This is a genomic window from Pseudomonas sp. HB05 (genome assembly GCF_016756915.1).
Lineage (GTDB): Bacteria > Pseudomonadota > Gammaproteobacteria > Pseudomonadales > Pseudomonadaceae > Aquipseudomonas > Aquipseudomonas alvandae.
This window is the reverse complement of record NZ_JAESPG010000001.1, coordinates 239,651-262,004: the sequence shown is the minus strand read 5'-3', so window position 1 is coordinate 262,004 and position 22,354 is coordinate 239,651. Positions and strand designations below refer to the sequence as shown.

The window sequence follows — 22,354 nt, the reverse complement described above, 5'->3', positions numbered from 1 at the left end:
GCGCTCAACGGCGTCGCTGTCGTGTGCTGTGTTCTTCGTAGGCGCGGCTGAATTCGCGACCGAACAGGTCCTGGAAATCCTCTTGGGCTTCCCGGGAAATGTTGCTGTAGAGCTCGGTGAATTGCTGCCAGTACTGGGCCTGTCGCGAGCCGCTGAAAATGCCCGACAGCCCGCCGGGCTTGCCCATGCGCTCTTCCAGTTGCGCCGGCTCGAAACGCGCCAGCAAATGCTTGATCGCCGCTTCCACACCGGCCATCACCGCCAGCTGGTGGGCGCGCAGATCATCGAAGCTGTCGCGCACCGCCGCATCCGGCGCCATGAACGCCTGGTTGCCATGGCGCAGCAGTAACAGCAGCGCTTCGTCGACATTGGGGGCGAACTTCAGCGGGTTGTTTTCCACCGGCTGGATCATCGTCTGCTGGATGCGGAATTCACCCTTGAGGCTGCTGCGGGCGCGCAGTACATCGATCAGGCCTTCGACCATCAACCGATAGCTGCGACCGATACTTTCCATCTGGGCTTCGGCGTTGGCCTTGTCCAGGCGCAGCTGATCCAGCCCGGCGCCACGCAGGAAGGCTTGCAGCAGGTCGGGTTGAGAGGATTGCGCCGGGGTGGCCGTCGGCTCGACACGGCTGACCGGCGCTTCTTGCTGTGGCGCGGATTCAATCGGCGCAACAACTTCAACCACAGGGATCGGCGGCGGGGGTACTGGTTCAAGCACCGGCAGCGACGGCATGGAAACCGGCTCAGGCAGCGGCGCGACGGGCATCGGTGCCACTGTCGCGGGCTTGTCGCTGAACGGGTCCCAGTCATCCGGGATGACCGGGGCGGACGTCACGGCCACCGGCTCGAACACTGGCTCAGCTACCGGTGGTGGGCTCGGGCGTGGAATCGGCGTAGGCGGACGGAAATCATGCTGCTCGGCCGGCACGTGGTCCGGCTGGGTGGCCGGCGGGACGCTGGTCGGCGCGAGAAAATCGAACAGGTCCGGCAGCGTGTCCATCGACGACACGCCTTGAAAATGCGCCGGCGTGCTCACGGGCATTGGCGAAGGCGTATGCACGGGGGCACTCTGGCGCCCCATCAAGGCTTCGAAACTGCTGGGGGCTTCGGCGAAAGGGTTGCTGTCGGTCATCGGCAGGTCGAAGTCCACCCGCGCCTGGATCTCGTAGTCACCGATGCGGATCACTTCGCCGTCCTGCAACGGCTCGCTGTTGCCTTTGCGCAAGCGAATACCGGCCTTGACCAATTCCACACCGTTAGTGCTGTTATCGGTCAAGTAATAGCGCCCATCCTTATATTGGATAACGCAATGTTTGCCCGAGACCAAGCGCTCCGGATCCGGTAATACCCAGTCATTATCGGAATTGCGGCCAATTGCCATCACTCCCTGGCCCAAGGTCTTTTCAGAGCACTGTCCGGGGGTAATCTTGTGATAACTAGTGATAGTCAAACACAGCGGCATCTCGCCTCCTTGCTGAATACTTCTTGTCGCCGACGATACATTGGGAGCGGCGCCGGCTATGCGCCACACACCTTGCAAACAACCCGAAACGGCTTTTTGCCAGCATGATTGCTGATCTTAACCGGCCCGCATGACAAAAAACCTGCATCGGTACGCGCTTCGACCCATGGGTCGCGCGGGTTGTTAAGCACCTCACAACTGTCACATCGGCGAAATAGCTTACCTTGACAACGGATAAGTACTACACCAAAAATGCACAACTTCTTGAATATACATGATGGCACCTTAAGATCATCTCGCACTTATAGCGCCATTATCATCAAGGAACATGTGGAGTTTCATCCGAAACTTGCGTGTGCACTGCCCGACTTCTTCAGCGGGTGATAGGGAGATCGATCCAAGTGGATGTGCCTTTGTTGCTCGCCGCCGTTTCCGCGAATTCGCCTTGCGGTGAAGACCTGGAATATGACGCGGATTTCTTGCGCCTGGAACGCGACTCTCGGGGCCAACCCGAACGCAGCATGGGCGATTCGATCCTGCCTGCCGAACCTCCCGAGTGGCGCAGCATCCAGCAGCAGAGCCTGGACCTGCTGCAACGCAGCAAAGACCTGCGCATCACCCATTTCCTGCTGCAAAGCTCCCTGGCCCTGGAAGGCATTCCCGGCCTCGCCCGCGTACTGACGCTGATCAGCGAACTGCTCAAGCAGTATTGGGCTGATCTGCATCCGCGCCTGGACGCCGATGACGACAATGACCCCACCGTGCGCATCAACGCCCTCGCCGGCCTGACCTCGGACGTCACCATTCGCTTGCTGCGTGAAAGCATCCTGGCCCGCTCACGGACATTCGGTGCCGTCAGCCTGCGCGCCGCCGCCAATGCCAGTGGCTTGCAGAGTTTTGCCGATGAAAGCCTTGGTGCCGAACAGCTTGCCGGGGCCCTGCTCGACAGCGATCCCGAGCAGTTGGAAACCATCCGTGCCGCCCTGCTGGAAGCCCGCAGCGCCGCCGAAGCCATCGAACAGCAGGTCAGCGACCAGGTCGGTTCCGCCCAGGGCGTGGACCTCGGCCCGTTGAAACAACCGCTGAAGATGGCCCTGCAGATTCTCGGTCAGTTCGCCCCACAGAGCGGCGATAGCGACCTCGCCGATCCCGTCGAACCCGACCACACCGCGCCGGCTGAACACACCAGCGCACCGAGCGCGCCGCGCAGCAGTACCGTCCCGGGGGAAATCAACAACCGTGACGACGTGCTGCGCAGCCTGGACCGTATCCTGGCGTATTACACCCGCCACGAGCCCTCCAGCCCGCTGCCGGTGCTGTTGAACCGGGCGAAGAATCTGGTGCACGCCGACTTTGCGGCGATCGTGCGCAATCTGATTCCCGACGGCATGAGTCAATTTGAAAACCTGCGCGGCCCGGAAAGCGAATAAAAAGCGAGCGGATCACGCAGTCACGTCATAGGTACCCCCGATGACGCCAACACCGTCGCTCAAGCGACCAGGAGCAGCAACGTGGCGAAGCAAAGTTCTCAGAAATTCATCGCGCGCAATCGCGCGCCTCGAGTGCAGATCGAGTACGACGTCGAGCTCTACGGCGCCGAGAAAAAGGTCCAGTTGCCCTTCGTCATGGGCGTCATGGCCGACCTCGCCGGCAAGCCCGCCGAGCCTCTGGCACCGGTGGCCGATCGCAAGTTCCTCGAGATCGACGTCGACAATTTCGACTCGCGCCTCAAGGCCATGCAGCCGCGCGTGGCGTTCCATGTGCCTAACGAACTGACCGGCGAAGGCAACCTGAGCCTGGACCTGACCTTCGAAAGCATGGACGACTTCAGCCCGGCAGCCGTGGCGCGCAAGGTCGATTCGCTGAACAAGCTGCTCGAAGCGCGCACTCAGTTGGCCAACCTGCTGACCTACATGGACGGCAAGACCGGCGCCGAGGAAATCATCATGAAGGCGATCAAGGACCCAGCGCTGTTGCAGGCCCTGGCGAGCGCGCCGAAGCCCGCCGACGCAGAGCCCAAGGCTTAAGGACTAACGATCATGAACGATTTGGTACGCGACAATCAGCCCCAGAACCTGGGCGCCACCGAAGAAACCAGCGAGTTCGCCTCGCTGTTGCTGCAAGAATTCAAACCCAAGACCGAACGTGCCCGCGAAGCCGTCGAGACCGCCGTGCGCACCCTGGCCGAACAGGCCCTGGCGCAGACCGACCTGGTGTCCAACGACGCCATCAAGTCGATCGAGTCGATCATCGCCGCCATCGACGCCAAGCTCACCGCCCAGGTCAACCAGGTCATCCACCACCCGGATTTCCAGCAATTGGAAAGCGCCTGGCGTGGCCTGCACTACCTGGTCAACAACACCGAGACCGATGAGCAGCTCAAGATCCGCGTGCTCAACATCTCCAAGCCTGACCTGCACAAGACCCTGAAGAAATTCAAGGGCACCGCGTGGGACCAGAGCCCGATCTTCAAGAAGATGTACGAAGAAGAATACGGCCAGTTCGGCGGCGAGCCTTACGGCTGCCTGGTGGGCGACTACTACTTCGACCAGTCGCCACCGGACGTGGAACTGCTGGGCGAACTGTCGAAAGTCTGCGCCGCGATGCACGCACCGTTCATTGCCGCTGCTTCGCCAACCGTAATGGGCATGGGTTCCTGGCAGGAACTGTCGAACCCGCGCGACCTGACCAAGATCTTCACCACCCCGGAATACGCCGGCTGGCGTTCGCTGCGTGAATCGGAAGACTCGCGCTACATCGGCCTGACCATGCCACGTTTCCTGGCACGCCTGCCGTATGGCGCCAAGACCGACCCGGTGGAAGCCTTCGCCTTCGAAGAAAACACCGACGGCGCCGACAGCTCCAAGTACACCTGGGCCAACGCTGCCTACGCGATGGCGGTGAACATCAACCGTTCCTTCAAACACTTCGGCTGGTGCTCGCGCATCCGTGGCGTGGAGTCGGGCGGTGAAGTGGAAAACCTGCCGGCCCACACGTTCCCGACCGACGACGGCGGCGTGGACATGAAGTGCCCGACCGAGATCGCCATTTCGGACCGCCGTGAAGCGGAACTGGCGAAGAACGGTTTCATGCCGCTGCTGCACAAGAAAAACACCGACTTCGCCGCGTTCATCGGCGCCCAGTCGCTGCAGAAACCGGCCGAATACGACGACCCGGACGCCACCGCCAACGCCAACCTGGCCGCGCGCCTGCCGTACCTGTTCGCCACCTGCCGTTTCGCCCATTACCTGAAGTGCATCGTGCGCGACAAGATCGGTTCCTTCAAAGAGAAGGACGAGATGCAGCGCTGGTTGCAGGACTGGATCCTCAACTACGTCGACGGTGATCCGGCGCACTCCACCGAGACCACCAAGGCCCAGCACCCACTGGCTGCCGCCGAAGTGATCGTCGAAGAAGTCGAAGGCAACCCGGGGTACTACAACTCCAAGTTCTACCTGCGCCCGCACTACCAGCTCGAAGGGCTGACCGTGTCGCTGCGCCTGGTATCGAAACTGCCTTCGGCCAAGGGCGCATAAACAGAGGTTCTGTTGGAAAGGGCTCGCTCCTGTGTGGGAGCGGGCTCGCTCGCGAAGGCGGTCGATCAGCCAGCATCGATGTCGACTGACCCACCGCATTCGCGAGCAAGCCCGCTCCCACAGGTTCGGTGTCTTGACTGACATTCAAAGTAATTTCGCAAGGTCAGCGTCAACCAAACAATGTGGTAGAGACCACACAGGGAGAAAACATGGCTGTTGATATTTTCATCAAGATTGGCGACATCAAGGGCGAGTCCATGGACAAGGCCCACAAGGACGAGATCGACGTCCTGAATTGGAGCTGGGGCATGTCCCAGTCCGGCAACATGCACGTCGGCAGCGGCGGTGGCGCGGGCAAGGTCAACATCCAGGACCTGTCGCTGACCAAGTACGTCGACAAGGCTTCGCCGAACCTGATGATGCACTGCGCCAGCGGCAAGCACGTCGACAAGGTCAAGCTGACCGTGCGCAAGGCCGGTGGTGAAAGCCAGGTCGAGTACATGATCATCAACCTGGAAGAAGTGCTGATCACTTCCCTGAGCACCGGTGGCTCGGGCAGCGATGATCGCCTGACTGAAAACATCACCCTGAACTTCGCCAAGGTGCTGGTCGACTACCAGCCGCAGAAAGCCGACGGCACCAAGGAAGGCGGCCCGGTCAAGTTCGGCTGGAACATCCGTCAGAACGTCAAGGTGTAATCGAACACACCCCCGGTGCCACGCGCCGGGGGTGTTTGGTGCTTGCTCGCATCCCATCCCTTTCTGTCCGGTGTCTGAGTCATGGCCAAGCCTTCGTTTATCAATTTGTGGAAAGCGTATTCCGATTTGCTGGTGACCTATCCCGACGCGAAACCTTGCGACGGCCATTGGGCAAACCAGTGCGCGATTCGCATGAGCATCACGCTCAATACTGAACTGACCATCAAGGTCAACAAGTCCACCTACACCGAACCCAAATGCGCCCATGGGCATGCACGTGGGGCCGAGTCATTGGCAAATTGGCTGTGGAAACATCATCTGGGCCGCCCGTTGATCCTTGGCGGAACGGCCGCGGACCGGCGCAAGCTGCAAGACAAGACTGGCCTGATTTTCTTCAAGGATTGTTTCCAGCAAGTGGGAGAAGCCTCGGAAGGTCGCACCGGAGATCATATCGACCTCTGGAACCGTGGCCTGACCCTAGGTTATGACGATCCGGCCTATCGAGCCCGAGCGATCTGGTTCTGGGAGCTCGTATGATCAAGGCCCATTGCGCGATATGGGTCGGCTGCCTGTTGACCAGCCTGACCGCCTGTGCCCAGGAGCAATCCCCCTCGGCAACGCCCTCCCTAGCGGTGGAGCAGATCGTCTCGATGGGCGGGCAAACGCTGAAGCTGGCGAACGACCAGGCGCGCTGCGCGCTGCGCAAACCCGACCAGACCCTGATGCCACTCGACTTGGCCTGGCCCTGCCAGTTCAGGGTCGATCGACAAGGCAAACCCCACGTCGAGACCTTCGGCGAGGTGCCTATTGTCATCGTTGTCCATGTATCTGCTGGCCCCCATAACAATCAGGAGTGTCGCTCCGAGTATCGCGCCATACGCCAGATCAATGGACAACTCGAACCCTCGATAATCGCTCGTACTGCCAGCTGCATGACTGGCACAGGTGACCAGAAGGATTACACGGGCCTTTTCACGTGGTAACCGAAATCGCCACCCGCGATCGCCTGCAACCGTCCCTGCTGGACCGGTTGACCGACGACGATCCGACCAACCCCAAGGAAAGCGCCGACAAGCGCGTGCTCTCCCTTACCCAGTTGAAAGCCTCGGTGTTGCGTGACTTGGCGTGGCTGCTCAACACCACCTCGCTGCTCGACGACGATGCCACGCTGCACACGGCGGCGGGCACGTCGGTGGTGAATTTCGGGCTGCCGGCGCTGGCGGGCAACAGTGCTTCGAACGTTGACGTCCCCGCGTTGGAAACCCTGATCCACCAGGCCATCGCCACGTTCGAGCCGCGCATCCTGCGCCACACCTTGCGCGTGCGGGCCCGGGCGACGGCCGAGATGAACCACAACGCCCTGAGCTTCGAGATCGAAGGCGACCTCTGGGCGCAGCCGGTGCCGTTGCGCCTGATGCTGCAAACCGACCTGGACCTGGAAACCGGCCACGTGCGCGTGGTCAACGCCGACCAGCGGAGACGCCCATGAACCCGCGCCTGCTGGAGCTGTACAACCAGGAACTGCACCACGTGCGCGAAAGCGCCGCGGAGTTCGCCAAGGAATACCCCAAGATCGCCAGTCGGCTGACCCTGGCCGGCATGGATTGCGCCGACCCGTACGTCGAGCGCCTGCTGGAAGGCTTCGCCTATTTGACGGCGCGGGTGCAACTCAAGCTCGACGCCGAATACCCGACGTTCACTCACAACCTGCTGGAGATCGCCTACCCGCACTACCTGGCGCCGACACCGTCGATGACCGTGGTGCAGATGCAGGCCGACCCGGACGAAGGCTCCCTGAGCAGTGGTTTCCCGCTGCCCCGCGACACCATCATGCGCGCCGCCCTGGGTCGCGAATCCCAGACCTGCTGCGAGTACCGCACTGCCCACGCGGTGACGTTGTGGCCGTTGCAGGTCAGCCAGGCCGAGTATTTCGGCAACCCGTCCGCCGTGCTCGGGCGCCTGGCCGCCAGCGAACCGAAAGCCAAGGCTGGCCTGCGCCTGACCCTGCGCACCGGCGCCGAGCTGCCGTTCAACAGCCTGGCCCTGGACAACCTGCCGCTGTACCTCAGCGGTGCAGACGAGCAACCCTTCCGCCTTTACGAGCAACTGTTGGGTAACGCCTGCGCGGTGTTTGCGCGCCAGCCGGGCGGCAATTGGGTCGAGCGGCTGCCGCAGGATGCGTTGCGCTCCCAGGGTTTCGATGACGCCGAAGCCGCCCTGCCAGTGGTGTCGCGGGCGTTCCAGGGCTATCGCCTGTTGCAGGAATACTTCGCCCTGCCCCACCGTTTCCTGTTTGTCGACTTCACCCAGTTGAGTCGCGCAGTCAAGCGCTGCGACGGCCAGGAACTGGAGTTGATCGTGCTGTTCGACCGCCATGATCCGAGCCTGGAAGGCAGCGTCGGCGCCTCGCAGTTCCTGCCGTTCTGCACCCCGGCGATCAACCTGTTTCCCAAGCGCCTGGACCGCATTCACTTGTCGGACCGGGTCAACGAACACCATGTGATTGCCGACCGCACCCGGCCGATGGATTTCGAAGTGCATTCGCTGACCGGGCTGACCGGCCACGGCACCGGGCCAGAGCAACCGTTCCTGCCGTTCTATGCCGTGCGCGATCCGTCCCGCTATGGGCGCGACAAGGCCTATTACACGGTACGGCGCGAACCCCGCGTGCTGTCCAGCGACCAGCGCCGCAACGGCCCGCGTTCGACCTACGTCGGCAGCGAGACCTTTGTCAGCCTGGTGGACAGCCAACAAGCGCCCTACCGCCACGACTTGCGCCAACTGGGCGTGACCGCGCTGTGCACCAACCGCGACCTGCCGCTGTTCATGAGCGTGGGCAACGGCAAGACCGACTTCACCCTCGCCGACAGTGCGCCGGTGGGCGCGGTGCGCTGCGTCGCCGGGCCCAGTCGGCCGCGGGCCAGCCATGCCCACGACGCCAAGGCCTGGCGGTTGATCAGCCAGTTGTCGCTGAACTACTTGTCATTGAGCGAGCAAGGCCAGGGCGCCGCCGCGCTGCGTGAACTGCTGCGCCTGTACGGCGACAGCAACGACGCGGCGCTGCAATTGCAGATCGAAGGCCTGCGCGAGGTCAGCAGCAAGCCCTGCACCCGGCGCCTGCCGATGCCCGGCCCGATCGTGTTCGGTCGAGGCCTGGAGATCACCCTGGAATTCGATGAAAACGCGTTTCGCGGCACCGGGGTGTTCCTGCTCGGCGCGGTGTTGGAACGCTTCCTGGCACGCTACGTGTCGATCAACAGTTTTACCGAGACGGTGATCCGTACCACCGAACGCGGCGAGATCATGCGATGGAAAGCCAAGCCCGGACGTCGTCCGACCCTGTGAGTACCCTGGAGGCGATGCACCAGGAACCCTGGGAATACGACTTCTTCCAGGCGTTGCGGCGCATCGAGTGCGAATCCCCCGAACTGCCGCGCCTGGGCCATTCCCTGCGCCTGGCCGATGACCCGTTGCGCCTCGGGCAACAAGCCGACTGCACCTTCGCCCCGGCCACCCTTGCCTCGGTGCAACCGGGCGGCGACGGTACGCCCGCGCGCCTGGAGCAGTTCTTCTTCGGCCTCGGCGGCCCCAACGGCCCGATGCCGCTGCACATCACCGAGTACGTACGCGAGCGCCAGCGCAACAACGGCGACAGCACCAGCAAGCGCTTCCTCGACGTGTTCCACCATCGCCTGCTCAGCCTGTTCTACCGGGCCTGGGCCGAAGCACGGCCAACGGTCAGCCACGACCGCCCGGACGATGACTATTGGTCGGCGCGCCTGGCGGCACTCAGCGGCCGGGGCATGCCGAGCCTGCTCAACCAGGGGCTGATCCCTGACACGGCGAAGCTGCACTACAGCGGCCACCTGTCGGCACAAACCCGCTACCCGGACGGTTTGAAGGCGATCCTCAGCGAGTACTTCGGCCTGCCGGTGGAGATCGAAGAATACGTCGGTCAATGGCTGGAACTACCGGAACGCAGCCGCGTGGGCGTCAACGCTCAACTGGGCGTGGACTTCTGCCTGGGCCGGTTCGTCTGGGATCGCCAGCACAAATTCCGCATTCGCCTGGGGCCGCTCAAGCTCGTCGACTACATGGGCATGCTGCCCGGCAGCCAACCGTTCAACGAGCTGGTGGCCTGGGTCGCCGAATACCTGGGCCACGAGCTGGACTGGGACCTCAACCTGGTCCTGGAACAGCCCGAAGTGCCCGCACTACAACTCAATGGCCGTTTCCGCCTGGGCTTCAACACCTGGCTGGGACGTCCTGAAAAAGATGCCAACGATCTAATACTGGCCAGGCATTACGCCGAACAGGCCAACACCTCACAGACCTCAAGGAGCCATGAGCATGGGTGAAATCAGTCGCGCCGCGTTGTTCGGCAAACTCAACAGCGTGGCCTACAAAGCCATCGAAGCCGCCACCGTATTCTGCAAGTTGCGCGGTAACCCTTACGTGGAACTGGCCCACTGGTTTCATCAGTTGCTGCAATTGCAGGACTCGGACCTGCACCGCATCATCCGCCAGTTCAACATCGAGCCGGCGCGCCTGGCCCGTGACCTGACCGAGGCCCTGGACCGTTTGCCACGGGGTTCGACGTCGATCACCGACCTGTCCTCCCATGTCGAAGAAGCCGTGGAACGCGGCTGGGTCTACGGTAGCCTGATGTTCGGCGAAAGCCAGGTGCGCACCGGTTACCTGGTGCTCGGCATCCTCAAGACGCCGAGCCTGCGCCATGCGCTGCTGGGCCTGTCGTCGGAGTTCGACAAGGTCAAGGTCGAAGCCCTGAGCGAACGCTTTGACGAATACGTCGGCGACTCGCCGGAAAACGCCTTGACCGCCAGCGACGGTTTCAACGCGGGCAGCGTGCCGGGCGAAGCCAGCGGCGCCATGGCCCCCAGTGCGATGGGCAAACAGGAAGCCCTCAAGCGCTTTACCGTCGACCTCACCGAGCAGGCCCGCAGCGGCAAGCTCGACCCCATAGTTGGCCGTGACGAAGAGATCCGCCAACTGGTGGACATTCTCATGCGCCGCCGGCAGAACAACCCGATCCTCACCGGTGAGGCCGGCGTGGGCAAGACCGCCGTGGTCGAAGGCTTCGCCCTGCGCATCGTCGCCGGCGACGTGCCGCCGTCCCTCAAGGACGTGGAACTGCGCAGCCTCGATGTAGGCCTGTTGCAGGCCGGCGCGAGCATGAAAGGTGAATTCGAACAGCGCCTGCGCCAGGTCATCGAAGACGTCCAGGCCTCGCCGAAGCCGATCATCCTGTTCATCGACGAAGCCCACACCCTGGTGGGTGCCGGTGGCGCCGCCGGCACGGGCGACGCGGCCAACCTGCTCAAGCCGGCGCTGGCCCGCGGCACCTTGCGTACCGTGGCCGCCACGACCTGGGCCGAGTACAAGAAGCACATCGAAAAAGACCCGGCCCTGACCCGTCGTTTCCAAGTGGTGCAAGTGGCCGAGCCGTCGGAAGACAAAGCCCTGCTGATGATGCGCGGCGTGGCCTCGACCATGGAAAAACACCATCAGGTGCAGATCCTCGACGAAGCCCTGGAAGCCTCGGTCAAGCTGTCCCACCGCTACATTCCCGCACGCCAGCTGCCGGACAAATCCGTGAGCCTGCTGGACACCGCCTGCGCCCGCGTCGCCATCAGCCTGCACGCCGTGCCGGCCGAAGTGGACGACAGCCGCCGGCGCATCGAAGCACTGGAAACCGAGCTGCAGATCATCGCCCGCGAACACGCGATTGGCGTGGTCATCGGCACTCGCCAGACCCACAGCGAAAGCCTGCTGAGCGCTGAGCGCGAACGCCTGGCCGAACTGGAAAGCCGCTGGGCCGAAGAGAAAACCCTGGTGGACGAATTGCTGGAAACCCGCGCCACCCTGCGCGAACGCGTTGGCGTGGTGGACAGCGAAGACAGCAGCGACGCTTGCGACAACGAAAGTCACGAACTGCGCGAGAAACTGGTGGACCTGCAACAGCGCCTGACCGCCCTGCAAGGAGAGAACCCGCTTATCCTGCCAACCGTTGATTACCAGGCCGTGGCCTCGGTGGTCGCCGACTGGACCGGTATCCCGGTGGGCCGCATGGCCCGCAACGAACTGGAAACCGTGCTCAACCTCGACCAGCACCTGAAGAAACGCATCATCGGCCAGGACCATGCCTTGCAGATGATCGCCAAGCGCATCCAGACCTCCCGCGCCGGCCTCGATAACCCGAGCAAGCCGATTGGCGTGTTCATGCTCGCCGGCACCTCCGGCGTGGGCAAGACCGAAACCGCCCTGGCCCTGGCCGAAGCCATGTACGGCGGCGAGCAGAACGTCATCACCATCAACATGAGCGAGTTCCAGGAAGCCCACACCGTGTCCACCCTCAAGGGCGCGCCACCGGGCTACATCGGCTACGGCGAAGGCGGCGTGCTGACCGAAGCCGTGCGGCGCAAACCGTACAGCGTGGTGCTGCTGGACGAGGTGGAAAAAGCCCACCCGGACGTGCATGAGATTTTCTTCCAGGTCTTCGACAAAGGCGTGATGGAGGACGGCGAAGGCCGGGTGATCGACTTCAAGAACACCCTGATCCTGCTGACCACCAACGCCGGCACCGAGCTGATCGCCCAGGTCTGCAAGGACCCGCAAAACGTCCCAGAGCCGGAAGAAATTGCCAAGGCCCTGCGCCAGCCGTTGCTGGAGATCTTCCCGCCGGCGCTGCTCGGTCGCCTGGTGACGATCCCGTACTACCCGCTCAGCGACGAGATGCTCAAGGCCATCACCCGCCTGCAACTCAACCGCATCAAGAAGCGCGTGGAGAGCACACACAAAGTGGCCTTCGACTACGACGACGCGGTGATCGACCTGATTGTCTCGCGTTGCACCGAAACCGAAAGCGGTGGGCGCATGATCGACACCATCCTGACCAACAGCCTGCTGCCGGACATGAGCCGCGAGTTCCTGACTCGCATGCTCGAAGGCAAGGCCCTGGCCGGTGTGCGGATCAGTGCCGTGGACAACGAACTGAAGTACGATTTCAGCGACGCGGCCTGACCCGAAGGAACACCGCATAACCCTGTGGGAGCGAGCTTGCTCCGGGCGGCGATCCGACGAATGCAATCTGTCAGTGACACCCTTGTTGACTGACACACCGCTTTCGCGAGCAAGCTCGCTCCCACAGTTGATTGCGTTACTCCGGTTACTACAACTTGCACGAGACAACCGATGCTATTCAACCAAGCCTCCCGCCTGGCCAAGATCACCAGCCCCCTCGGACCTGAGGTACTGCTGCTCAAGGACATGGGCGGCGGCGAAGAGCTGGGGCGGCTGTTCAACTACGAGTTGCAGCTGCACTCGCTGGACAATGCCATCGACCTCAACCAGGTACTCGGCAAGCCGATGTGCGTAAGCGTTCAGCTGGACGGCGGTGGCGAGCGACATTTTCATGGCATCGTTGCGCGCTTCAGCCAGAACGTCGACCAGGGCCAATTCGCCAGTTACCAGGCCACGCTGCGGCCTTGGCTGTGGCTGCTGACGCGCACCTCTGATTGCCGGATTTTCCAGAACCTGACCATCCCGCAGATCATCAAGCAGGTGTTCCGCGACCTGGGCTTTTCCGATTTCGAAGATGCCTTGAGTCATCCCTATCGCGAGTGGGAATACTGCGTGCAGTACCGCGAGACGAGTTTCGACTTCGTCAGTCGCCTGATGGAACAGGAAGGCATCTACTACTTTTTCCGTCATGAGCAGGGTCGCCATGTGCTGGTGATGGCCGACGCCTATGGCGCCCACACCCGTGCGCCCGGCTATGCATCGGTGCCCTACTATCCGAAGAACGAGCAACAGCGCGAGCGCGATCACATCCACGATTGGCATCTGGCCCAGGAAGTCCAGCCGGGTTCGCTGGAGCTCAACGACTACGACTTCCAGCGGCCCAGCGCCCGCATCGACGTGCGCTCGGCCATGCCCCGCCCGCACGCCGCTGGCGACTATCCGCTGTATGACTATCCCGGCACCTATGTGCAAAGCTCGGATGGCGAGCACTACGCCCGCACCCGCATCGAAGCCCTGCAGACATTGCATGAGCAGATCGAGTTGTCGGGTAATGCCCGGGGCCTGGGGTCGGGGCATCTGTTCAGCCTCACTGGCTTCAGTCGCAAGGACCAGAACCGCGAATACCTGATCGTCGGCGCGCGTTATTACCTGTCCCAGGAAAGCGGCGAGAGCGGCGTCGGCGCGCCGTCGGCACAGTTCGAAAGCAGCCTGACCTGCATCGACGCCCAGCAGAGCTTTCGCCCGATGGCGATCACCCACCGCCCCATCGTCAAGGGCCCGCAAACCGCATTGGTGGTCGGCCCCAAGGGCGAGGAAATCTGGACCGACCAGTTCGGCCGGGTGAAGGTGCATTTCTACTGGGACCGTCACGACCAATCCAACGAGAACAGCTCTTGCTGGATTCGAGTGTCGCAGGCTTGGGCCGGGAAAAATTGGGGCTCGGTACAGATCCCGCGCATTGGCCAGGAAGTGATCGTCAGCTTTCTCGAAGGCGACCCCGATCGGCCGATCATCACCGGTCGGGTGTACAACGCCGAGCAAACCGTACCTTATGCGCTGCCCGCCAATGCTACGCAGAGCGGCACCAAAAGCCGTTCAAGCAAGGGCGGCACGCCGGCGAACTTCAACGAAATCCGCATGGAAGACAAGAAAGGCGCCGAGCAGCTGTACATCCACGCCGAGCGCAACCAGGACATTGCCGTGGAAGTGGATGAAAGCCACTGGGTGGGCCGCGACCGGCGCAAGAACATCGACCGCAATGAAACCGTGCGGATTGGCGAAGACCGACTGCGGGCCGTGCAGTGCAACGATGCCCTGCTCGTCGGCGGAACCAAGAGCGACAGCATCAGCACCCAATACCTCGTGGAGGCGGGCTCGCAGATTCGACTGGTGTGTGGCAAGAGCGTGCTGGAGTTCAACGCCAGTGGCGAGATCAACATCTCGGGCACCGCGTTCAACATCTACGCCAGTGGCAACGGCAACATCGACACCGGCGGGCGCCTGGACCTCAACTCCGGTGGCGCCAGCGAAGTGGATCCCAAGGGCAAGGGCATCAAGGGCGTTATCGACGCGGCGGTGAAGGCGCTGTTCCCGGCGAAGGCCAAGCCCTGAGGTTCACCGTGGCGAGGGAGCTTGCTCCCGCTGGGCTGCGTAGCGGCCCCTTTTGTGAGCGCTTCGCACTGGAGCGCCAGCCCGGTTAAACGGGAGCAAGCTCCCTCGCCACGGATTCACCGATAGCCCCGAATACAGAATCAATCGCTCAGAGATTGGCCGGCACAAAATCAGGGCCGCCCAGCTTGTCCCGGACGACCAGGGCTGTGCGCATCAGTGGCCCCCACAAACCGTTCTGGCTGTTCCAACTGGCACCGGCCCAACGCGTATCCTGGACCAACTCAGCCTTGTTGAGCTCAAGCTGCCTCTGAAGGGCCAGCGCCACGGCGCCCATGTCGATCTCGAAGAGGTCGGCATAAAGCCCCTCGGGTCGTGCCTGCTTTTTGCTCAGGCAAAACTGGTAGTACCAGACCCACACCGCAGCGACATAAATCGCCCGATTGCGGTCAGGGTAGGTCGCGAGAATCTTGAGCAAAGCCGCCACGAAGCGCCCGGGAAACTGACTGTCGTGAGTTTGTTGCCAATAACGCAGCACAAGTTGATCGAAAGCCGCGACGACGTTCTGCGGTTCAGCATTGTCATTCTTGGCTTCTTGAAAATAGAACGGCTCGCCGACGAGGAATTTATCCAACTCGTCATTGGCCAGGGCCAGCAGTAATACGTTGTCCAAGGACGCAAATTTCACTCGTTCGTAAGCCGGTACTGACCGGGCTGCGTCCATGCGACTCGCAGGTACTTGCCGCTCAGCAATTGCTCATCGCGAAGGTATTCGAACACTTCGGACGGGCACCATTCCTTGCCCGCAGAAAAGGCCACGCCTAATGAACGGAGTTCATCGAACACCTTGGCCTTTTGCTTGTTGTCCGCGACCTGCAGAACGTAGCTATCTTTCTCTGCCGCATTCGAAAAACCAATGGTCCGCAAAGGCGAATCCAAGGCGTTATCGATGACTTGAACATGAATCACGTCACCGTCCGCTTTTTCCACGTACGCCTTCAACACATCATTAATCACTGACAAATACCTCGGTTAAAGTGGTAATACCGTCCGCGTCCTTGGTTGGAATCGATTCGACAACCATTTCTGGAGCTCCACCTGGCAAGTGTTTGCCTGGTCCCAGGAAATATTGGTTCCCCTCCATCGGACTTCTGGGCATGCGCCCCACGACATCATCGACCTGCCTGATCTTGAATCCGCCTTTAAGCGCATCTTTTTCCAAACCAAAGGCGCGCTCCAGTTCTGCAGCTTTTTTACCACTGATGGTGATCTTGGAACGACCCGAAAAATTCCCGATAACGTCGGTGATGCCTTTTTTGTCAGAAACAAAAGTACCGGCCCGGCCAATCGTAGGGTATGTATCCCATGCCGTCGGGCTAATGTTGAATCCTCGATTGTCCTTGAGCATCTGCTCCTGTCGCTGACGAGCCAGGATCGTTCGCTCGGCCGCCGTCATGGGCTTACGTGCCAGCTTCGGACCAGCACCGAGCAGGGCCATGCCTGCCACGCCTTGGAACAAGTCCCGATAGCCGGGGCCGAGACGGTCGCCCAAATCACCTAGCAGCTCCATGCCGACATACAACGCACCACCGACGGCGAGGGCGCCGAAGAAAGCGGCAGCGCCGGCAAAAGCCGCGAGCAACAAGGCTCCGCCCGCCGCCGCCAACCCCAACACTTCCAACCCGGAATGCATCCACCCTTCAAGGTCCAGCACAAACGCCACCGACACCGTCGGCCCGCCGATAAAGGTGTTCGGACTACCCGTCTTGATGTGGGCACCGCAGACCATTTTGCTGTGCAGGCGCGCCGCCGGTTTACCGTTGATGAACACCGTGGCGCTGCCTTCGGCGATCAGCACCGGAAAGGGCCAGATCGGATGGTTCATCGGCAGCCCGGTGCAGGACGACGAAACGTCTTCGCCCGCCCGCATGGCATTGCGGTCGTTGATGTAGACGTTGAAGCTGCCCGTGATCAACGCCCCCGTGGTGGGTTCGGGCAGGTTGAAGATGGTGGAGAGGCCCTTGACGATCTGGAACATCGACAAGCCGCCGGCGGCAATCGAGCCGGCCATGATCGCCAGGGCCACGCCGCCGGTGGCGACCGTCGCGGCAACGACCGCCGCGCCGATCAAGGCGCCGGCCACGGCGCCGGCGACCATCGCGGCCAACCCGAACCCGTGGGCGATTTCATCTCCCAGACGTGCTGCTGCCTGTGCATCCATTGCGCGCAACTACCTTACTGATGTGACTGAGTGCTCAGTGGGTCGTATCGATGCTCAAGCAATCGGAGGCTGTGGCTTGAACGAATGCATCGCAAGCTTCCAGGCCGGCTCGTGATAAGGGAAGTCGTTCGGGGTCGTGGTCAAGGTGGTGATCAGCACCGCCGGCTTACGCTCGATGAACACCTGGCGCAGCATCAGGTCGCGCCCCTCGCGTTGCCAGGTGTAATCGAGCAACGTGGTCGTGAGCCCCTGCAACACCGTGTCCCAGCGCTGGACCAGCTTGAAACCCGGCAATTGCTGCTCCGCGCTCTTGAGTTGGCGATCCACGTACTCGGCAAAGGGCGCGTCGCCCTGGCTGGCGTCGCGGCTGATCACAAAACTGGCTTCTTTGGCAGGACCGATAGCCGGCAGCTTGAAAATATTGATGCTCTGGTCTTGCCAGGCATCGGGGATGTCGAGATCGGCTTCTTGAATGCGGTAGGAAGTCACAGTAATCGCTTTCCATGGACGTGAGGTGACGCGCGAAGGAGCAGATATTCAAGTAATGCCTGGCAACAATCAAGAACCGGGTTCCTCTGCCCCGCGTAACAAACTACATTATGCGATCAGCGTCACTTCTCCGGTGATTACCTGCCTGTGCACGGGCTGTCGAAGGGCGCGATCGCTTGATCTTCAGCCTCGAAAGCCGGCAATCTTGCGCAGCATCCAAAGGACTGCGGCAGCGATAAGGACGACCCATGCTATTGAATCAAGCCTCCCGCCTGGCCAAGATCACCAGCCCCCTGGGTCCCGAGGTGCTGTTGCTCAAGGATATGGGCGGCGGCGAAGAGCTGGGGCGGCTGTTCAACTATGAGTTGCAGCTGCATTCGCTGGACAACGCCATCGACCTCAACCAGGTACTCGGCAAGCCGATGTGCGTGAGCCTGCAACTCGATGGCGGTGGCGAGCGGCATTTCCACGGCATCGTCGCGCGCTTCAGCCAGAACGTCGACCAGGGCCAGTTCGCCAGTTATCAAGCCACCTTGCGCCCGTGGCTGTGGCTGCTGACGCGCACCTCGGACTGCCGGATTTTCCAGAACCTGACCATCCCGCAGATCATCAAGCAAGTGTTCCGCGACCTGGGTTTTTCCGATTTCGAAGACGCCCTCAGCCGGCCCTATCGCGAGTGGGAATACTGCGTCCAGTACCGCGAGACCAGCTTCGACTTCGTCAGCCGTCTGATGGAACAGGAAGGCATCTATTACTTCTTCCGCCATGAGCAGGGCCGCCACGTACTGGTGCTGGCCGACGCCTACGGCGCCCACACCGCCGCGCCCGGCTACGGATCGGTGCCTTATTACCCGAAGAACGAGCAGCAGCGCGAACGCGACCACATCCACGACTGGCACCTGGCGCAGGAAGTCCAGCCGGGTTCGCTGGAACTTAACGACTATGATTTCCAGCGCCCCAGCGCACGCATCGACGTGCGCTCGGCCATGCCCCGGCCGCACGCCGCTGGCGACTATCCGCTGTTCGACTACCCGGGCACCTACGTGCAGAGCGAAGACGGCGAACACTATGCGCGCACTCGCATCGAAGCCTTGCAGACCCTGCATGAGCAAGTCGAGCTGGCGGGCAACGCCCGGGGCCTGGGCTCGGGGCATCTGTTCAGCCTCACTGGCTTCACGCGCCAGGACCAGAACCGCGAATACCTGATTGTCGGCGCGCGTTATTACCTCTCCCAGGAAAGCGGTGAAAGCGGCGTCGGCGCGCCTTCGGCGCAATTCGAAAGCAGCCTGACCTGCATCGACGCCCAGCAGAGCTTTCGCCCGATGGCGATCACCCACCGCCCCATCGTCAAGGGCCCGCAAACCGCATTGGTGGTCGGGCCCAAGGGCGAGGAAATCTGGACCGACCAGTTCGGCCGGGTGAAGGTGCATTTCTATTGGGACCGTCACGACCAATCCAACGAGAACAGCTCGTGCTGGATTCGGGTGTCGCAATCCTGGGCTGGCAAGAACTGGGGCTCGATGCAGATTCCGCGCATCGGCCAGGAAGTGATTGTCAGCTTCCTTGAAGGTGATCCCGATAGGCCGATCATCACCGGTCGCGTGTACAACGCCGAGCAGACCGTGCCCTACGATCTGCCCGAGAACGCGACCCAGAGCGGCATGAAAAGCCGTTCGAGCAAGGGCGGCACGCCGGCAAACTTCAACGAAATCCGCATGGAAGACAAAAAAGGCGCCGAGCAACTGTACATCCATGCCGAGCGCAATCAGGACATCGTGGTCGAGGTGGACGAGAGCCATTCGGTGGGCCACGACCGCAACAAGAGCATCGGCCACAACGAAACCGTGACCATCGGCAACAACCGCCTGCGCATCGTCAAGCAGGAGGACATCCTCTCGGTGGGCCAGCGCAAGACTGACAGCATCAGCCAGAGCTACGTCATCGAAGTGGGCGAGAACCTGCGCCTGGTGTGCGGTGAAAGCATCCTGGAGCTCAACGCCAGCGGCCAGATCAACCTGACCGGCGTGCAGATCAGCTTCTATGCCAGCGGCGACGCCGAGTTCAACACCGGCGGCGTGCTGCACCTGAACAATGGCGGCGGCCCCGGTGCCACGCCGGACGGCCAAGGCGTCAAGGGCAGTATCGACGCCAACATCAGCGCCGCGTTCCCCAAGGGCTAATTTCGAGATTTATGCGCCATGACTTACCGCCTCAACGAATTCCAGCTTCAACTGCCGCCCAGCGAGTTGCTCGACGCCTCGATCAACATCCTCAAGTTTCCCGAGCTGGGCACCTCCCTGATCGTCAGCCGCAGCCTGCTGGCCGAGGGCGAAACCCTGCAAAGCAACCTCGACGACCAGCTCAAGCGCCTGGAAAAACAAGTCCAGGACTTGCGCTGCCAACCGGGCGCCACCCTGCGCGTGGGCGCCAACCAGGAAGTCGAAGCCATCGAGCTGCGCAGCCAGTTCAACAAGGGCAACGAAAAAGTCTTCCAGTACCAATTGGCGCTGGTATTGCCGGGCACGCGCAAGATGCTTGCCTTGAGTTATGTGAAAGCCGAGAAGCTGGGCGATGCCGAATCGGCGCATTGGGCGACGATCAAGGGCTCGCTGGTATTCGACGTCCCGGCTTGATGAGCACATTGCATGTCTGATGCACTCTGGGCCGCCCGGCTAGGCGACGCGCTGAACCACACCTCGATGATGGCCGATATCCTCGGCGGCGTCCTGGAAGTGGCCGCGAACATTGCGATCACCGCGGTGGCGACGGCTGCCGTGGTGGCGGCCACGGGTATTACTGTTGCAACCGGCGGCTTGGGTGGCTTCCTGCTCGGCGCGGTGGTGGGCGCCGTGGTCGGCCTCGCCATGAGCAAGACCGGGGCTGACAAGGGGTTGAGCAATATATGCGAGGGCATTGGCAATGCTCTTTTCCCGCCCACGGGGGCGTCGACCTGTCCACGCGGGTGCTAGTGAGCAAAAAAGTGCAACTCAATAACGTCCTGGACCTGACCCGGGCCGATGTGCGCAAGCAACTGGGTGTATCCCTCAAAAGCATCACCGGCAACAAATACACCCAGACCCATCAGATCGGCGCCTGGGCCAAGGCCAACGGCTATGATGGGATCCTGGCGCCGTCGGCCCGAAACCCGACCGGCAGCAACTTGATCTCTTTCGAAGGTTTTTAGAATGGGCTTGGAAGACGAATACGTCGGTGATGCCGATTGGCAGAATTTCGTGCAAGTGTACGAAGAGGATTACCTCAACGATGACGCCCGGGAACTGGCCAAGGCCATGGATGACCATCTGGACATGGCCGTTGTGCTCTGCGGAAAAATGGGACGCGAGAGAGCGCTGCAGTGGCTGGAACGGTCCGTGCCCGCCCTGGGCGACAAACGCCCGGCCGATTGCCTCAAGACCCCGAAACTGATCAAGCGGCTGAGAATGACGCTGATGAGCATGCCGTAGTCGAATGGCGGACGAGCTCGGCGGCGGCCCCTGAAAGGCAAGTTTTCCTACAGAAATATCGCATCAACCGATTGCGGTTGCTGCGCAACCGAGCGGGAGCAAGCTCCCTCGCCACGGGTTTTTGGGTGAATTCGGCGGGGGTGTTTATTCGCTGCCCCTTAGCCTTCCACCAAGCCACACATCCTTGCGCCTTTGCCTACAACTACGCCAGAATCCGCCGGCTTGTGCGCCTTGCCCCCGGGCTCTATCGTTTGCCTGCCACTGCCCATCAGTGGTCGGGTTTAGTAGCTCGGTAATAGCAACGGCTGCATGAGTCTCATCAGTCAGGCATTGCCTGCACTCGATGGTGGCTGTGCGCGAGGCGCCCTCGGGCGCGCCGGGTTCCGTTGCCTTTACCGGTCTACTAACTTGCGCACAGCTGCCTCCATTCGTTTAGTAGCGAGATGGTTGCAGCCTAATCAAAGGTAACGCAACGATGTTCAAGATAACGCCAAACCCTCCAGAAGCAGACCCCAACTCTCCTTATCTGGACGGCCTGAACGCCAAGCAACTCGAAGAAGCCGCTACCCGCGCATTGGACTTTTATCTAAAGCCCAAACCAACAAGACCTAAAGAAACCATCAAGCCCGGCCAGCTATTCACCGTCGTGAAAGACCTCGACAACGAATGCCTGCTGGCCAACCTCAGCGAAACCCTGGCCTCAGCCGATGCGATGGTCAATGAACTGGCTTTCGATATGGAGGGCTCCAACCGCCACGTCCTCCTCGGGATCCAGCAATTGATCGAGCTGGGTTCGTTGCTGGCGAATCGGGCGCTGGATAACGTCGATCCCCGCTAGCCGCCACACCGCAACCCACTGTGGTGGATTAACAGATGGTTGCTATCTAACAGCCACAAAAAAAGGCATGCCGATCACCCTCGGTATGCCTTTTTTGTTGCCGCTTCCTTCCCTCGACCGAGGTACTCGCTGCAATTACGGGTTGACGCTGTCCTTCAAGGATTTGCCCGGTTTGAATGCAACGGTGTTGCTGGCCTTGATCTTCACCGGCTCGCCGGTCTGTGGGTTCTTGCCGGTGCGGGCGCCGCGGTGGCGTTGCAGGAAGGTGCCGAAGCCGACCAGGGTGACACTGTCCTTGCGGTGCAGGGCGCCGGTGATTTCTTCGAGGACGGCGTTGAGGACGCGGTTGGCTTGTTCTTTGGTGAGGTCTGCTTTTTCCGCGATGGCGGCGGCGAGTTCTGGTTTACGCATGAATGAAGCCCCTTTGACGGTTTTTTTGTTGTTATGTCCGTGCTGTTCTCTTCGGAACAACCCCTAAGGCGCCGCAGGCTCT

Annotated in this window: 22 protein-coding genes and 1 pseudogene; 17 read left to right on the top strand and 6 right to left on the bottom strand. The window is 61.6% G+C overall.

The annotated features are described in order from the left end of the window. Positions 1 to 4 precede the first annotated feature (4 nt). A complete protein-coding gene (gene tagH / locus JMN22_RS01175) occupies positions 5 to 1,465 on the bottom strand; it encodes a type VI secretion system-associated FHA domain protein TagH (RefSeq protein ID WP_198796200.1) in 1,461 nt (486 codons plus the stop codon). A 401-nt stretch (positions 1,466 to 1,866) separates the two neighbouring features. On the opposite strand from tagH, the gene tssA reads away from it, so the two are divergent. From tssA to JMN22_RS01120, 11 genes are all read left to right on the top strand, one after another. After that, on the top strand, positions 1,867 to 2,895 hold the full coding sequence (gene tssA, locus JMN22_RS01170; RefSeq protein ID WP_030138241.1) for a type VI secretion system protein TssA: 1,029 nt from the start codon (positions 1,867 to 1,869) through the stop codon (positions 2,893 to 2,895). An 81-nt stretch (positions 2,896 to 2,976) separates the two neighbouring features. Further along, positions 2,977 to 3,492 carry a type VI secretion system contractile sheath small subunit gene (gene tssB, locus JMN22_RS01165; protein ID WP_025216163.1) on the top strand — a complete coding sequence of 172 codons (516 nt, stop codon included), beginning with the start codon at positions 2,977 to 2,979 and terminating at the stop codon, positions 3,490 to 3,492. A 12-nt stretch (positions 3,493 to 3,504) separates the two neighbouring features. Beyond that, positions 3,505 to 5,001 (top strand): type VI secretion system contractile sheath large subunit, encoded by a 1,497-nt coding sequence (gene tssC, locus JMN22_RS01160; RefSeq protein WP_030138240.1) that lies wholly within the window; start codon positions 3,505 to 3,507, stop codon positions 4,999 to 5,001. Positions 5,002 to 5,210: 209 nt separating this feature from the next. After that, positions 5,211 to 5,699, top strand: coding sequence for an Hcp family type VI secretion system effector (locus JMN22_RS01155; RefSeq protein WP_030138239.1), 489 nt, complete (start codon positions 5,211 to 5,213; stop codon positions 5,697 to 5,699). A gap of 81 nt (positions 5,700 to 5,780) precedes the next feature. Beyond that, the gene (locus JMN22_RS01150) at positions 5,781 to 6,236 is read left to right on the top strand and encodes a T6SS effector amidase Tae4 family protein (RefSeq protein WP_030138238.1); all 456 of its coding nucleotides are present in this window, start codon (positions 5,781 to 5,783) and stop codon (positions 6,234 to 6,236) included. Next, a complete protein-coding gene (locus JMN22_RS01145) occupies positions 6,233 to 6,682 on the top strand; it encodes a hypothetical protein (RefSeq protein WP_030138237.1) in 450 nt (149 codons plus the stop codon). The genes JMN22_RS01150 and JMN22_RS01145 overlap by 4 nt, the downstream gene beginning before the upstream one ends. Next, a complete protein-coding gene (tssE, locus tag JMN22_RS01140; RefSeq protein ID WP_030138236.1) occupies positions 6,676 to 7,188 on the top strand; it encodes a type VI secretion system baseplate subunit TssE in 513 nt (170 codons plus the stop codon). The genes JMN22_RS01145 and tssE overlap by 7 nt, the downstream gene beginning before the upstream one ends. After that, positions 7,185 to 9,044 (top strand): type VI secretion system baseplate subunit TssF, encoded by a 1,860-nt coding sequence (gene tssF, locus JMN22_RS01135; protein WP_030138235.1) that lies wholly within the window; start codon positions 7,185 to 7,187, stop codon positions 9,042 to 9,044. The genes tssE and tssF overlap by 4 nt, the downstream gene beginning before the upstream one ends. Further along, positions 9,008 to 10,057 (top strand): type VI secretion system baseplate subunit TssG, encoded by a 1,050-nt coding sequence (gene tssG, locus JMN22_RS01130; RefSeq protein WP_198796199.1) that lies wholly within the window; start codon positions 9,008 to 9,010, stop codon positions 10,055 to 10,057. The genes tssF and tssG overlap by 37 nt, the downstream gene beginning before the upstream one ends. After that, positions 10,050 to 12,740, top strand: a complete 2,691-nt coding sequence (gene tssH, locus JMN22_RS01125) for a type VI secretion system ATPase TssH (RefSeq protein ID WP_198796198.1) — start codon at positions 10,050 to 10,052, stop codon at positions 12,738 to 12,740. The genes tssG and tssH overlap by 8 nt, the downstream gene beginning before the upstream one ends. Before the next feature lie 171 nt (positions 12,741 to 12,911). Beyond that, positions 12,912 to 14,852, top strand: coding sequence for a type VI secretion system Vgr family protein (locus tag JMN22_RS01120; RefSeq protein WP_198796197.1), 1,941 nt, complete (start codon positions 12,912 to 12,914; stop codon positions 14,850 to 14,852). A 148-nt stretch (positions 14,853 to 15,000) separates the two neighbouring features. Here JMN22_RS01120 and JMN22_RS01115 read toward each other — a convergent pair whose 3' ends face one another. The 4 genes from JMN22_RS01115 to JMN22_RS01100 are packed head-to-tail and all read right to left on the bottom strand — an operon-like array spanning position 15,001 to position 17,559. Further along, positions 15,001 to 15,573, bottom strand: a complete 573-nt coding sequence (locus JMN22_RS01115) for a hypothetical protein (protein WP_198796196.1) — start codon at positions 15,571 to 15,573, stop codon at positions 15,001 to 15,003. Further along, positions 15,534 to 15,866, bottom strand: a complete 333-nt coding sequence (locus JMN22_RS01110) for a hypothetical protein (RefSeq protein WP_198796195.1) — start codon at positions 15,864 to 15,866, stop codon at positions 15,534 to 15,536. Before JMN22_RS01110 ends, JMN22_RS01115 begins: the two co-directional genes overlap by 40 nt. Next, positions 15,859 to 17,070, bottom strand: coding sequence for a PAAR domain-containing protein (locus tag JMN22_RS26625; protein ID WP_198796194.1), 1,212 nt, complete (start codon positions 17,068 to 17,070; stop codon positions 15,859 to 15,861). Before JMN22_RS26625 ends, JMN22_RS01110 begins: the two co-directional genes overlap by 8 nt. Positions 17,071 to 17,124: 54 nt before the next feature. Beyond that, entirely contained in the window at positions 17,125 to 17,559 is a 435-nt protein-coding gene (locus JMN22_RS01100; protein WP_030138228.1) for a DUF1795 domain-containing protein, read from the bottom strand. A gap of 248 nt (positions 17,560 to 17,807) precedes the next feature. On the opposite strand from JMN22_RS01100, the gene JMN22_RS01095 reads away from it, so the two are divergent. The 6 genes and pseudogenes from JMN22_RS01095 to JMN22_RS01070 all read left to right on the top strand — a co-directional run bounded on the left by JMN22_RS01095 (position 17,808) and on the right by JMN22_RS01070 (position 21,861). Then, positions 17,808 to 19,739 (top strand): type VI secretion system Vgr family protein, encoded by a 1,932-nt coding sequence (locus tag JMN22_RS01095; RefSeq protein WP_198796193.1) that lies wholly within the window; start codon positions 17,808 to 17,810, stop codon positions 19,737 to 19,739. An 18-nt stretch (positions 19,740 to 19,757) separates the two neighbouring features. Beyond that, the gene (locus tag JMN22_RS01090) at positions 19,758 to 20,192 is read left to right on the top strand and encodes a DcrB-related protein (RefSeq protein ID WP_198796192.1); all 435 of its coding nucleotides are present in this window, start codon (positions 19,758 to 19,760) and stop codon (positions 20,190 to 20,192) included. Between the two features lie 12 nt (positions 20,193 to 20,204). After that, positions 20,205 to 20,498: pseudogene (locus JMN22_RS01085) on the top strand (hypothetical protein); the annotation flags it as partial. Positions 20,499 to 20,539: 41 nt separating this feature from the next. Continuing rightward, on the top strand, positions 20,540 to 20,743 hold the full coding sequence (locus JMN22_RS01080) for an RES family NAD+ phosphorylase (RefSeq protein WP_258648538.1): 204 nt from the start codon (positions 20,540 to 20,542) through the stop codon (positions 20,741 to 20,743). Position 20,744: 1 nt separating this feature from the next. Then, on the top strand, positions 20,745 to 21,023 hold the full coding sequence (locus tag JMN22_RS01075) for an antitoxin Xre/MbcA/ParS toxin-binding domain-containing protein (protein ID WP_198796191.1): 279 nt from the start codon (positions 20,745 to 20,747) through the stop codon (positions 21,021 to 21,023). 475 nt (positions 21,024 to 21,498) lie between these two features. Continuing rightward, a complete protein-coding gene (locus tag JMN22_RS01070; protein WP_198796190.1) occupies positions 21,499 to 21,861 on the top strand; it encodes a DUF6124 family protein in 363 nt (120 codons plus the stop codon). 135 nt (positions 21,862 to 21,996) lie between these two features. Here JMN22_RS01070 and JMN22_RS01065 read toward each other — a convergent pair whose 3' ends face one another. Continuing rightward, a complete protein-coding gene (locus tag JMN22_RS01065) occupies positions 21,997 to 22,272 on the bottom strand; it encodes an HU family DNA-binding protein (RefSeq protein WP_003213368.1) in 276 nt (91 codons plus the stop codon). Positions 22,273 to 22,354: the final 82 nt, after the last annotated feature.